Source organism: Pseudomonas sp. GD03858 (assembly GCF_029840925.1).
Classification (GTDB): Bacteria; Pseudomonadota; Gammaproteobacteria; order Pseudomonadales; family Pseudomonadaceae; genus Aquipseudomonas.
Genome location: NZ_JAOCDM010000040.1, coordinates 1 through 13,065 on the forward strand (window position 1 = coordinate 1; position 13,065 = coordinate 13,065).

Annotated in this window: 16 protein-coding genes; all 16 read right to left on the reverse strand. The window is 66.0% G+C overall.

The genetic code is table 11. The features are described 5' to 3' along the window. Positions 1–664 (reverse strand): hypothetical protein (locus N5D48_RS12750; RefSeq protein WP_279884666.1); only part of this gene is annotated, 664 nt, incomplete at its 3' end. Next, the gene (locus N5D48_RS12755; protein WP_279884669.1) at positions 664–999 is read right to left on the reverse strand and encodes a hypothetical protein; all 336 of its coding nucleotides are present in this window, start codon (positions 997–999) and stop codon (positions 664–666) included. The genes N5D48_RS12755 and N5D48_RS12750, both read right to left, overlap by 1 nt. A 3-nt stretch (positions 1,000–1,002) precedes the next feature. Continuing rightward, positions 1,003–5,340, reverse strand: a complete 4,338-nt coding sequence (locus tag N5D48_RS12760) for a phage tail protein (protein WP_279884671.1) — start codon at positions 5,338–5,340, stop codon at positions 1,003–1,005. A 104-nt stretch (positions 5,341–5,444) separates the two neighbouring features. Then, entirely contained in the window at positions 5,445–6,059 is a 615-nt protein-coding gene (locus tag N5D48_RS12765) for a tail assembly protein (protein ID WP_279884673.1), read from the reverse strand. Positions 6,060–6,123: 64 nt separating this feature from the next. Next, positions 6,124–6,714: a tail assembly protein gene (locus tag N5D48_RS12770; RefSeq protein ID WP_279884675.1), complete on the reverse strand. Its 591-nt coding sequence runs from the start codon at positions 6,712–6,714 to the stop codon at positions 6,124–6,126. Between the two features lie 40 nt (positions 6,715–6,754). Further along, a complete protein-coding gene (locus tag N5D48_RS12775; protein WP_279884678.1) occupies positions 6,755–7,519 on the reverse strand; it encodes a C40 family peptidase in 765 nt (254 codons plus the stop codon). A gap of 3 nt (positions 7,520–7,522) precedes the next feature. Then, entirely contained in the window at positions 7,523–8,275 is a 753-nt protein-coding gene (locus N5D48_RS12780) for a phage minor tail protein L (RefSeq protein ID WP_279884680.1), read from the reverse strand. Positions 8,276–8,290: 15 nt separating this feature from the next. Then, a complete protein-coding gene (locus N5D48_RS12785; protein ID WP_279884682.1) occupies positions 8,291–8,623 on the reverse strand; it encodes a phage tail protein in 333 nt (110 codons plus the stop codon). Between the two features lie 16 nt (positions 8,624–8,639). Beyond that, positions 8,640–9,890, reverse strand: a complete 1,251-nt coding sequence (locus N5D48_RS12790) for a phage tail tape measure protein (protein ID WP_279884685.1) — start codon at positions 9,888–9,890, stop codon at positions 8,640–8,642. Positions 9,891–9,956: 66 nt separating this feature from the next. Further along, a complete protein-coding gene (locus N5D48_RS12795) occupies positions 9,957–10,211 on the reverse strand; it encodes a hypothetical protein (protein ID WP_279884687.1) in 255 nt (84 codons plus the stop codon). A 29-nt stretch (positions 10,212–10,240) separates the two neighbouring features. Continuing rightward, positions 10,241–10,591 (reverse strand): phage tail assembly chaperone family protein, TAC, encoded by a 351-nt coding sequence (locus tag N5D48_RS12800; protein ID WP_279884690.1) that lies wholly within the window; start codon positions 10,589–10,591, stop codon positions 10,241–10,243. A gap of 14 nt (positions 10,592–10,605) precedes the next feature. After that, entirely contained in the window at positions 10,606–11,097 is a 492-nt protein-coding gene (locus N5D48_RS12805) for a phage tail tube protein (protein ID WP_279884692.1), read from the reverse strand. 84 nt (positions 11,098–11,181) lie between these two features. Further along, on the reverse strand, positions 11,182–11,364 hold the full coding sequence (locus N5D48_RS12810; RefSeq protein ID WP_279884694.1) for a hypothetical protein: 183 nt from the start codon (positions 11,362–11,364) through the stop codon (positions 11,182–11,184). Between the two features lie 14 nt (positions 11,365–11,378). Beyond that, complete coding sequence (locus N5D48_RS12815; RefSeq protein ID WP_279884696.1) at positions 11,379–11,732, reverse strand: phage holin family protein; 354 nt, start codon at positions 11,730–11,732, stop codon at positions 11,379–11,381. Between the two features lie 29 nt (positions 11,733–11,761). Then, entirely contained in the window at positions 11,762–12,100 is a 339-nt protein-coding gene (locus N5D48_RS12820; RefSeq protein ID WP_279884699.1) for a hypothetical protein, read from the reverse strand. Then, positions 12,101–12,754, reverse strand: a complete 654-nt coding sequence (locus tag N5D48_RS12825) for a hypothetical protein (RefSeq protein ID WP_279804952.1) — start codon at positions 12,752–12,754, stop codon at positions 12,101–12,103. It abuts the gene before it with no gap. Positions 12,755–13,065: the final 311 nt, after the last annotated feature.

A 13,065-nucleotide genomic window follows, 5' to 3' on the forward strand; every position in this document is an offset into this window, starting at 1 on the left:
CGGCCGCGACGATCAGATGCGACGTCGGATTGGGCTGGGGGTCGGCATACCCGTCGGTGGCTTCGTAGAAGATTTCGTCGGAGTACTTGCTGTCCTCGATGAACGCCAACCGTCGACCGAGACTGACCTTGCCTTGGGTGACACGGAGCATGTCACGCTGGACGAAGGTCGCCGTGTGGTAAGGCGGCACGATGTAGTACCGACGGTAGTAGGCCAGCCCGGCCGCGTAGGTATTGCCCGGCTGTACCGGAAAGCTCACCCCTTCCCTGGGCATCACGCCCGCGTAGGCGATCCGCAGCGTCTTGTGGCTGGAGTCGTACAGCAGCTCGCCTTGCGCCGAGTAACTCTGCACGCCCCAGTTGCTCGAGGAAATGGGCGCCTTGCCGAACACATAGAACGTGATGACCGCTGGGTTGAAACAGACGAACCTGACGATATCGCGCGCGCCCAGCCCATACTCGACGGAGATGTACTCCCCGTTGGTATCGCCCAACAGGATCAGCCCCTGCCTGGGCAGCGCGATGTCGGCGCCAAACATGGCTGAGCGGTTGTACGGATCGAACCCCTGCACCAGGTTGACCGTCTGCTTGTGAACCAGGCTGAGCACCGGGTTGTTCCCGGTCAGCTGGATATGGTTGCCCTCGGCAAAGACCTCCAGTCCCATCAGAACACTCCATAGTGAATTTCAACCGACACGGCATAGCCGTACTGGGCGTAGGCGCCTGTGTAACGGAATGCGGGAAAGCTCCAGCTGATCACCTGACCTTCCAGCTTGACCAACGGGTAGATCAGCTCGTAGGGCAGCTGCGACCAGGCATAGCGCGTTGGCAGCAGCTCTGGATGGTAGAAATAGAACGCTTCGCCCCGTGTCAGTTGCGGCACGACGAGGCTCCCCGCGCGCGTCCCGGTGATCACCGAGCCAAGCAGGGTGCCCAGCCGGTTGCTGGTATCCAGGCTCAGGCTGCCGTTTTCAGTCCAGGTTTGTAGCCCTGTCTTCATCCATCACCCCCAGATCCCCATGCGCACGCGCAGGGTGTTGTTGGCGTCGAAGATCTGGATCAGCTGGTTGGTGATCACCAGGCGGCCCTGGCCATCCACCGAGCCGTTGATCTCGAACGCGCCGCTCTTGTCCAGGCGCCAGCCGGTCTTGCCGGGCACGTAGTTGTTCGACTGGATGACGTTGCCGATCTTGGCGCTGCTGATAGCACCGTCCTGGATCAGCGCGGAGTTCATGAACACCTGGCCGTTGTTCACCGAGAACGGCGTGAACACCTGGCCACCGGCCTGGGTGCCGACCACCGAGAAATTGTCGGCGCGCACCAGGAACCGGCTCTGCTTGTCCTCGATGCCAAGGGACACGCCCGCTGCCACGTACTGGCCGTCGTTGGTCACCTCCATCTTCACCGACCACATCGTCGACAGCTTCTTGTCGATCCCGACCTGCGCCTGGCTGATCTGCTGCACCGAGGCATTGGTCTGGCCCTGCTGCACCTGCACGGTGTCGAGCTTGCGCGCCATGGCCAGGCCTTCCTCGATGCGCGCCGACTGCTCGGACCACACGCCGACGAACGTCTGGCTGGCACCCGCCAGGTCGGTACCGCTGCCCGCCAGCGGCGGGTTGACCTGGGCGTAGATGCCATCCAGGCGCGTGCCCTGGGCGCTGACCTTGCCGTCGAGCTGGGTCGCCTGGGTCTGCAGGGTGCTGATGGCCTTGGCCTGGCCGGCTGCCTGGCCCGCCACGTCGCCGACGCGACTGGTCAGGTCGGTGATGGACGAACCCTGGGCGACCAAGGTCTGGCCCTGCTGGCTGACCGTCGCGCCCAGCTCGCTGATGGCGCTGGCGTTGGCATTGTCGGCCTGGGTGACACGCCGGGCGACGATGTTGCACCACAGCGAACGGCCGCTGCCGTTGGCCGGTTCAGTGCGGGTGAGGATGCGCCCCTTGACCGCGCCGGCCGGCGCCTTGACCCGCCCGGCGAGCTTGCGGAAACCCTGGGCGCTGGCAGCCGGGAAGCTAAAGGCGACCAGGTAGCCGAGGTTCTTGTTGTCCTTGTCGTAGAACTGCATCTGCAGCTGCGCGGTCTGTCCGGCGGACATTTCGTCGGCACTGACCTCGGCCGCCAGGTCGAAATGCTCGTCCGAGGCGCAGAGGATGTTGTTGCCGGTACCGCAGAAGCTGTTGCCGTAGAAGGCGATGGCCTTGCCGTAGCGGGTACCGGCCAGGTTCGTCGGGACCACGACCACGGGCGCCGGGTAGAGCTTGGCGTCGAAGGTCCAGGGCTGGGCGTCGCCATCCTCGAAGTCGCCCTTGATCACCAGGTTGTCCGGCTGCTGGCCCAGGGCGGCCTTGAGGCCGGTGATCGCGCTGGCCTGGCTGTCGAGCTTGCCCTGGGCCTCGCTGACCTTGTTGCTCAGGGTGGTCACGGCCGCGGCATCGGCCTTGCCCGACAGCGCGCTCTGCAGCCCGGTGAGCTGGGTGTTCTGCACCGTGTTGACGCCTTCGGCGGCGGTGATCTGGCTTTCCGCCTTGCTCATCCGCGCCGCCAGGCCGTTGCTGTCCTTGACCACCTGGCCGATGTCCAGCCAATAGGCGGCGCTCGGTGGTGGCGTCTTGATCGGCACCGCCTTGAGCGCCTGGTACAGGCCCTGGGCCTGGCGCACGATATCGCCCGCCACGTAGGCCTTGGCCGAGTCGTAGCTCAGCGCGTTGGCGGCGCGGGAAACGTCGTCCAGGCGCGACTGCACGTCGCTGTTCAGGCTTTGCAGGCGCTGGTTCACCGAGCCGTTGCCCGTGCCATCGATCAACTCGATACGGTCGAACAGGTGCTTGCCCAGCGCCGACTCGCTGATCTTGCCGGAGAAGTAGCGGTCATAGTCGCTCTGCTCGGCGCTGGACTGGCCGCGCACGCCGATGCCGTCCGGGTACCATTTGCCGACGTTGCCGCTACGGTCCACCAGGCGCGCCCAGAAGAACAGCTGCGCGCCGGCGGCCAGGCCCTGCAGCTCATGCTCGGCCTGCGGGTAGGCGAAGTCGCCGAGCTTCTTCGCCTCGGCGCGGTTGGCACTGGTGCCATGCCAGATTTCCGTGCGCTGGGTATCGCCTGTGCCCTCCGGGAACCGCCAGTTCAGGCCGATGCCGAACACCTTGCTGGTCGCCAGCAGCTCCGCCACCGCCGCTGGCGTGCCGACCTTGCCCTGCAGCGTGGTCAGCGCGGACAGCTTCCAGATCGAGGTGATCTCGCCCACGCTGATCGAACGCACCCGGGCCAGGTAGTCACCGGCGTAGATGCCCACGACATCGACGCTGGTGGCGCCGCTGCGTGGCAGGCTGACCCAGTTGCCATCGTCCTTGCGCCACTCCACTTCGTAGGCCACCGCGCCAGCCACGGCGGGCCAGGAAATGGTCAGGGTGCTGACCGCCAGTCCCTGGCTGACAGCATGGTTGCTGGCCAGGCTGACACTGGCCGGTGGTGGCACCAGGTTGATCGGCGTGACGCTGATCGGACGCTCCTCCAGCCGCGCGCCGCTGTCGATGTGGGCGAACTTGCTCGGCTCGTACTGCACCGCGCTGATCTCGTAGATCCCAGGCTCCGGGCGCGACACGCTGGTCACCCGGTACAGCGGCACGCTCAGGTCCGGCGCATCCAGGGCCCAGACCAGCTCGGCCTCGGGGGCGACGCTGTAGGCGGTGGTCAGCGTCAGGCGGCGGCCTTCGACAGCGTCCACCGTGCGCGCCTCGCAGGTGCCGTCGGGCAGGTTGAGAATCAGCCGGTCGCCCGGCTTGGCCTGGGTGTCACGGTCGAGGGTGACCTGGCGGCCGCTGGCGGTGGCGATTCGCCCGCCGATGGCGCGCCCGGCGAGCAGTTCGTCGGCCACCGGAATGACGAAGCCCGGCAACGGGATACGCCCGTCCATGCCCACCCGGAAACTGATACCACGGTCCCGGGCGTTGGTCGCCAGCGCCCATTTGCCACGGCGTTGCGCTTCGGACTCGCGGGTGCAACCGATGGCGCTGATCTCCAGCGGATTGTCGCCGTAGCGACGCTGCAGCTTCTCGTCGGTGACCACCGTGACATCGGTGTCGTAGCTGTTGAGCGGGTTGTCGTAGCTGATCAGTGCCCGGCTGTAGCGGCTGCGCTCCGAGCCGCTGGAATAGTTGAACTTGCCGCCGATGACATTGGCGCGGGTGTAGGCGAAGTCGAAGTCGGTGGCCCGCGGCATGTCGGCCAGGCTGTACAGCTGGCCCTGGGCCCAGTAGGTCATACCACGATAGATACCGGCGATATCGCGCAGCAACGACCAGGCCTCGGCCTTGCTCTGCAGGTTGAGGTTGCAGATGAAGCGCGGCTCCTGGCCACCCTTGCCGTCCGGCACCAGTTGGTCACAGTACTGGGCGATGCGGTACAGCTCCCACTTGTCGACCATCCAGGGCTTGATCCGACGGCCCAGGCCGAAGCGGTCGTTGGTGCAGATGCCATAGGTGACCCAGGCCGGGTTGTCGGTCCAGGCCTCCTTGAAGGTGCCGTCCCACACGCCGATGTAGGCGCGAGTGTCCGGGTCGTAGTTGCTCGGCACCGGCCACTTGCGGCCACGGCATTCCACGGTCACCGCCGGGATATTGCGGAACTGCTCGGCGGAGAACTCGATGTACAGCAGCGCCGTGTTGGGGTAGCGCAGCTTGGCGTCGATCACCTCGGTCAGGCCGGCGAGCTGCATGGTGTCGGCGACCTTGTTGTTGTTCTGGTTCGCCGTCAGCCGGCGCACGCGCAAGGTCCAGCCGGTCGTCGCCTTGGGCAGGTCGATGCGCCGGGTACGCTCGTAGGTGCTGGTGGTCTTGCCATGTACCGCGTCCTTGAGCACTTCCTGGTAGGCGCCGCCGTCGGTGGCCACCTCGACCACATACTCGATGCGATGACCGTTGATGTTGCCGGCCCCATCCATGGCCTGCAGCGCTGGCCAGGCAAAGCGCAGACGCACCGCCGACAGGCGGGTGTCACTGATGGCATGGACCCAGGGCTTGTCGCTGCGCAGCTCGATGCCCTGGCTGATCTCGTTGTCCACCGACGGGATGCCGGGAATGTGGGGTTGCTCCACCGAGCCGGTGCGCCACTCCCATTTGACGCCAGGGAAGTTGTAGTTGCCCTGGTCGTCCATCAACGGCGTGCCGTCGAGGTAGATGTCGCGGGCGGTCGGCGTGCCGGCGAACTCGCCCTCGCCGATGGCCAGGAGCATCTTGGCGACCGCGATGGAGCGCAGGCTGTCCGGCGCCTCGACCGGCGTCTTGGGCTTCTTCTGACCACCTTTGCGACCGGTGATCACAGGTCTGTTGGTTTCGCCCATGTGTTCCTCCAGGCGTAAAAAAACCGCCTCCGAGGCGGTTGGCTGAATATGGCCGGGGGTTCAGGACCGCTATGGCGCTGTACCTGGCATTGTGACCCTGGCGCTCAGAGCCGGTCCTCGGCGTAGATCGCCGCGCTGATGATGGCGCCGCCCCAGCGCCGCTTGCCGACGCACAGCGGCACCGGGTTGCCCGAGGCGGTGGTGTTGCGCGCCGCGCCGAAGGCGTAGCCGGGGGTGTTCTCCGGTGCCTGGCTCATGCTCAACCCCTTGGGCTGCGGGCTGAGCAGTTGCATGACGCCTCCCAGCGCCATGGCCGCGCCCATGTTGGCGACGAAGCCCACCGTCCCCTCCGAGGCGAACGCGGCACCGACGCCACCGCTGTAGATGGCGGCGGCGGCGATCATCACGACGCCGACGATGGTCTGCAGGGTGCCAGCGCGCTTGCTGCCGGCGACCACCGGGACAATGCGGATTTCCTCCCGGGCCTGGAAACCGAGCTCCGCCTCGCCGACATTGCGGTGGTCGTTGAATACGGCGAACTCCAGCCCGCGCGAACGGGCATTGGCGAGAAACCGCTCGAAACCAGGTAGCAGCACGCACAAGGCCTTGATCGCCTCGCGCGGGGTGTTGACCGCCAGTTCGAAGGTCTTGCCGAACTGACGCAGTTGGCCGCCGAGCCTGACACGGGTCAGCGGCGAATGAATGGTGGCTGCTGACATTGCAACTCCTTCTGCGAAAGACGGCTGCCAGGGGCAGCCGCATTGACCGAGTGGCGCCCTGCCCTCACAGGCGATCCTCGGCGTAGATGGCCGCGCTGACGATCGCCCCGCCCCAGCGGCGCCTGCCGATGCACAGCGGCACCGGCAGGCCGGTGGTCACGGTGTTGCGGGCATTGCCGAAGGCGTAGCCTGGGGTGTTCGAAGGGCTGGCGCTGAGCTTGAGCCCCTTGGGCTGCGGGCTGAGCATCTGCATCACGCCGCCGGCCATGAGGCCGGCGCCCATCTGCACCGCCCAGGTCTGCCCGAAGTACAGCCCGCCGACGATCATCACCGCGCCGACGATGGTCTGCAGGATGCCGCCACGCTTGCTGCCGGCCAGCACCGGGACGATGCGCAGTTCACTGGTGCCGCCCAGGGCGAAGGCATTGCTGTCGACGTTGCGGCGATTGCGAAAGATCGCGAAGCGCATGCCCAGGCGGTCGAGCCGGCGGATCTCTTGCTCGAAACCTTCCAGGGTGTTGCGCAAGGCACGGAACACCTCCCAGGCCTGGCCACTGTCCAGGCGCCGCCGGTGCTCGCGGCCGAACTTGCGCGCCAGCACACCGGACAACTTGATGGTGGTCGTGGCTGGCGCATTGATCACGGATACAGCCATCTATGGCCTCCTGTGAGAATCTGCTTGAAACGAAAGCCGCTCAACCGCTGGCGGCGGCATCGCGATGACGCAGCACCAGCCGGGTGCGATCCAGCCACGGGCCACCGAAGACGATCACTTCGCTGGGGCGTCCATACAGATGGTGCAGCAGGAACGGGCCGGCGCCGGTCGGCGTCCATTGCTCGCCAGGCAGGCGGGGGTCGCTGCCCAGGTAGATGCCGGCGTGGTTGGGATGGGCGGTGCGACCGATGGCCATGACCAGCATGTCGCCACGTTGCGGTGTGTCCACCGCGACGAAGCCGGCGTTGGCATAGGCCTGCTCGTACAGGCTCGGGCCCTGGGCGTCCTCCCACCAACCATCCTCGCGGCTGTAGTGGGGGAAGGTCAGGCCCCATTCGCGCAGATACCAGTCGGCGCACACCTGCCAGCAGTCCCACAGGCCATGCACGAAAGGGCGTCCGAGCAACGGCGTGTCGCCCTTGGGCCGGATCGTGCGCAGGTCGCCTTCCGGCCAGGACAGGATATGCCAGGGCAGGCCCGTGGCCTCGCACATGGCCAGATCGCGGGTGGACGGCAGGCTGCTGGCATCGGGATGCGAATGCACCACCGCGACGATCTCCCCCAGGTCTTCCGCCGCCGCGTAGTCGTGCGGATCGATGCGGAACTCTTCGCCGGGCTCGCTGGCGGTGTTGCGGCAACGCTGGTAGTGCAACTGCCCCGCCCGCTCGATGACCAGTCCGCAGGCTTCGCGGGGGTAGTCCTCGGCGGCATGGCCACGAATCGCATCGAGCAGCTCCGGTGCCATGGTTCAGCTCCGGGCGATCAGCGAGACGGCCGGAAAGCCGCCGTGGGGCAGCTCGGCCGCCTCGCCGAAGCGCAGCTTGCACGAGCCCAGGCCGCCCTTGCAGCGATCCTTGGCCGGATCGTCGGTGGGGCGGTCTTCGTCGTCGAAACGCAAGCTGCCGGTGTAGCCGCAGTTCGGGCCACGATAGCCATTGGTCATGGCCCAATGGCAGTAGGCGGTCATCTGCCGACCCGGCAAGCCGTGGTTGTCGATCTCGCCGGGGGACGACAACTCCCACTGCACTTGCTCGTCGTCCTCCTGGGTCTTCTGGTCGAGGAACCAGATCTCCAGGGCTTCCTGGGTAGGATCGGCCTGAGCATTGCCGGCGGCGAAGTTGCGCGCATCCAGGTACTGGCCCAAGGTCTGGCGCACGGTCAGCTTGAACTTGAGCAGGTCCTCGAAGGCCAGGCACAAGGCGGTGACCCGGCCATCGACGTTGCCAGCGGTGAACTTCGGCCGCGTGGCGCGACCATTGCTGTTGGCGCCTATGCCGTCGACCTGCACCGGCCAGGCGGCGTACTCGTTGCCCTGCCACCAGATCGAGCGGGCCGGCAAATCGGCCTTGGCCTGGTCCGCCGCAGCGACGGCATCGGGCTCATGGGTGATGGCATGACCGTGAAAGCGCAGGGTGTCGGCGCCGAACTCGCTGCCGTCGATCTCGAACAGCACGATTTCCGCGCCCGGCTCGAGTTTCTGGATGTCATTGATCAGAGCCATGTCTGCTCTCCTCGGTCATGGGTGAAAAGCCTGCTCGAAGGTCGCACTGATGCTGTACAGGCCGCCGCCCTTGGCGGTCGGCTGATAGCCCTTGCAGCGGTACAAGCCCGGCTTGCCCAGTGGCGCGGTCCAGCGAAAGGCACGACTGCCAGCGTGGCGGTCGAGGAACTCGGCGATCGCGCGGATCTTGATCTCGTCACCGATGAACACCAGCGGCCAGGACTGGCTGCGATTGTTGATGCCATCGGCCACCGCCTGTTGGTAGCCGTCGCCGAACTGCACCGTGCGCACGCGGTATTCCACGGTGCCGGTCGGTTCGGTCCTGGGGCTCCAGGTAAAGGTTTCCATGTGATGTTCTCCTTGATCAACGGCCATGGATGGCCGACCAGATCTGCCCGCCCGGCATCAGCTCGCGGGAAATCTGCTCGCTGGCGCCCTGGCGGGCGGCGCCGGCATAGGCGTTGGCCAGGCGCTGGGCATTGCCCTCGCCCGCCGCGGCGTTACCGTCACCAGCGGCCACGTTGATGGTCTGCTGGATCACCACTTCACTGCTGTGGCTGGCGCCCGAGCCAGCGCCCAGGGCACGGACGCCCAAGGCGCCGTCGGCGCCGCGCGTCAGTGGCATGATCGCTTCGGGACCGGCTTCGCCGAACAGCGCCATCGGTGCCAGGGTCGGACCCGTGGCGACACTGTTGGTGAAGGCACCACCCTTGGCGAACTTCAGGCCGCTGACGTCGAGCTGCGGGGTGAATGTGGTACTGGTGCCGCCCACGGACATGTTGGTGGGGGTGGGCGCGGAACCACCGCTGAACCACGAGCCGACGAGGTTCATGCCAAACCCGAGCAGGCTGCTCAGCGCCTTGGAGGCCGCGGTCTTGGCCGCCAGCGCGGCCATGTCGGCGATCACCGACTTGGCGAAGTCGGAGAACGACAGCTTGCCGGTGGTGGCGAAGGTCTGCACGGCGCTGCCCATGCGGTCGAAGACGCTGGCGAAGACTGCTTGCGATTGCGCCGCGACGTTGCTGGAAGTATCGAGATACTCCTGCCACGCCGCGGACGCGCCGACCATCCAGTCGCCACGCGCCTGACTCATCAGGTCATAGTCGTTGAGCACCTGGTTGGTCATGTCGGCATGCCGGGCGCGCATGTCCTCCAGCTGTTGCTGGTAGTTCGCCCCGTCAGGGCCATTGGCGCCCAGCGGGTTGGCCTGTTCGAACTGGTCCCGTTCGGCGCGGTAGCCTTCGTCGACCTTGAACAGCTGGTCGGCCAGGCCGGCGCGGCGCTTGCTCATGCCCATCTTCGCCACGTCGAGCTCGGTGGCGGCGTGCTGCTTGCGCAGCGCTTCGCTGTAGGGCCTGACAGGATCGTCCTGCACCGCCTGATCCCAGCTAGGTGGCGCATAGGCGGACTGGAAGCGATCCAGTGCCTTTCTCGAGATGTCCAGGCTCGAATCGGCGACGGCGCCCACACTTTTGAGGTACTTCTGGTTGAAAGCCTCGACGTTCTTCTGCATCTCGCGCAGGGTGCGGTCACTGAGGGCCGATGCCCTGGACAGTGCCCGTTCGAGGCTGGAGAGGTCGATCGTCGGGCTGAAACTGGCAAGGTTGGTTGCCATGGGCCTACTCCCTGATCATGGTGAAACCCGCCGCGGCGGGTTTCGTGAAGAAGGTGGTGCCGGTCTTCAGCACCACTGCTGCATGGCACTCTCGAGCGACACCCCCTGGCGCCGCTCGTGAGGCATGAAATCGATCAACTCGGCGTTGCCACCGGCTTGATGGTTGGCCTGCAGCGCCAACATGGCGATGCTGGCCTCCAGCCGGCGACCGCCGTGCAAGGAGCCATGGCGCTGGATGTACTGCGCCCAGTCCCTGGCTTCCGCGTAGCTCAGCCGTTCCTTGGCCTCGCCAATCGTGCGGCCGCCGATGCCGTTGAGCACCAGCTCGTGCCAGAACTCATCGGCGGCCGTCAGTTCTTTGCCGGGGTGTTTCCGGTGCCGTTGACTTCGTTGATGGCGTTGAGCAGCACGAAGCCCAGCGACGGCTCGAGGTTGAAGGCATCCTCGACGCGCAGTGGCTCTTCGCCCTCCTCGCCGAGGCTGATCGACGCGGCGAGGTAATGGGCATTGCGGCTGTGGGACGATTCCTGCTCGGCGAACAGGCGCTCGATCACCCCGAACGAATGACGGCGCACATGCACCACCAGGGTCTGGGCGAGCATCTCGCCGGTCTGTGGATCAGGCCGGTTCCAGACGACTTCCTTGCGCACGCGCTGGCTGTCGACGATGCCGCCCAGGGCCTTGAGTTGATTGATGTTCATTCAGTCCTCCGGGCTCAGGCCTTTTTCGCCCAGGTGGAGCCGCCGGTGCGCTGGATGCTCACCGAGGTGGTGACCACCGCGTTGAGGGCGAAGTTGAACGGGAAGTCGGCCACGTAGCCTTCGAAGGCAAACCAGGTACGGGTGGCCGGCAGCTCGAAGCCATCGCCCTTGCTGTTGACCGTTGGCGCGACATCCTTGCCGTCGGACCAGCCCACCACCCACTTGACGGTGGTGTTGCCCTTGGCTTCGGACAGCTGGTGCAGGCGGATGTGGCTGGCATTGGTCGGATCGGCGTTGAGGCCCAGGGTGGCCGTGCCAGGGGTGCGCAGGCCTTTCTTGTAGGTGCGCTCCGCGGCGTCGAGGCTGGTGTCCTCGATCTGCTCGGCCGGCGCGCCGCCCGGTTCGAACGAAGTCACGTGCTCGACTTGCAGCACGCTGAGCGGACCGGTGCCGGAGACCGGTGGAACCAGTGCGTAGATCTGGGTGCCTTGGGTAAGAATCGACATAGGGGTGTTCTCCTTGAACATGATGAAAGCCGTCGCGGGAAATCCCGGACGGTCGGTCGGGTGCTACAGATAAAGGGGAAAGCTTCAGGCTGGCTTCGAGCCATCCAGATAAGGCGGCGCGTCAGGGTCCGGTTCACGGCTCTTCAGATAGGCCACCAGTTGTTCGTTGCTCAGCGCCAGCCGTTCGATCGACTGGCCCAGGGCGGTCTGCACCGCAGCCTGGTTGCCCAGGGCCAGCAACAGTGCTTCGAGTTGCGTTTCGCTCATGCGGGGCTCCTGTTTCAGCGTCCACGGTCGTCGGCGTCGGCGCCGGCCACCGGTTGCTCGATACCCAGGCGGCGAGCCGCCCAGCGTTCATAAAGGCCTATGGCGACATCGGCGCCCGCCATGGCGGTGAGGCAGCCGAAGGCGCTGGCGCTCCAGATCGACATGCCGCTGGCGTACAGCAGCATGACCGTCGAGACACCACAGACCATGCAGGCCCCGGAGCGCAGCGCCAGGCGCCGTAGCAGCGCCCAGCCACGGGCACCAGCCTTGTCCGCGCGCCACATTTCGCCGGACAGACCGCCCAGCAAAGCCAGGGCGATCACCAGCCAGATCGGCATGTCGAGCAGTGCCTGTTGTTCGTTTGTCAAAGTCCTCCCTCCTTGAAAAATGGCCATGTTCATCCCTCCATCGACTGGATGATCGGCACGTCGGGAAGCGCTTCGGCCAGGACATGCAGCATCAGCGTGCTGATCAGCCGATAGGGCTGGCCGTCGCGGGTGACGGTCACCAGCAGGTCGCCCGAGGCCGGGTCATGCTCGATGGCCACGTCGGCCTTGCTGTCCATGTGGCTGAGCGAGTAGCCCCAACCGACACTGGCCGGCGGGAAAGGCACCAGGCCCTGGCTGCCGGTGATCCTGAACCGGCCTTCACCGAGTGCCTGCGAGGCCAGTCGCGCCTCTGCCGGGGTGATGTCGTAGGTGCTGCCGTCGTTGAGCAGCGTGATGATTGCGCGCATTCAGGCCACCTTGATCGTGCCGTCGTTGCCGACCTTGCAGTTGGCTGTGTTGAGGGTGGTGACGATGGTGAACGGCACCTGCTGCAAGGCCGCGGCCGGTGGCGGCCCGTCGACCACGATGCCCCAGTCCGACTCCTGCCCTCCGGGCATGGCCAGCGCACCGGTGTTCAGGCAACTGACCGCGAAGCGCGGGTAATAGGCCCGTGCCGGAAACTTCAGGTACAGGTTGGCCAGGCCGTTTTCCTCGTAGAGGATGATCTGCAGGCCATTGTTGGCGGCCAGGGTGCCCATCTCCCGCGAGGACGTGTTGACCAGCGCGGTGGCCGCGACGATCTTGCCGTCGTAGAAGTACCAGCTCAGGTCGATGGTGATCGGCGACGTGTAAGTGGCCAGGCAGCCATGCAGGCGCACCATCGGCGCAATGCCGCCGGCGCTGGGCACCTTGGTCTTGAGCGTGAACGCGTTCACGTAGTTGGACACTGCCATCACACCGACCTCGCGGTACAGCTGGCCGGACAGCGTCGAGTAGTCGGGCTGCAGGGCGCGGTCCTTGAGCTGCGCCAGGTTGCGGTTGACCTTGTCGAAGCCGGTGCGCACCGTGTCGCCGCCGACGCCAGTGGGCGCCGCGCCCATGTTGATGATTTCGAAACCCATTTCACCTCCGTTGCGATGAATTCCGTAGGTATGAAGCTGGCGAGAGCTCAAGCGCCTCGCACTGCCTCGGCATTCCAAAAAGCCCGCCACGCAGGCTTTTCAGTAATGCGTTGTCGAACCACCGGCCACGACTGGTGACGCCGCGCGGTTCCGCTTCAAATTGGTGACTCCGACCGCGGCCGCCTGCCCGCCGGATAACTGATCGTGGTGCTTTACGCTGCACACCCGGGCCAGTTGCCAACCCTCTGAACAGTCGAGGCCTGTTCATCGCTGCCTGTGTAACAACCGGTTGCTGTCCGGCTTGAGACACA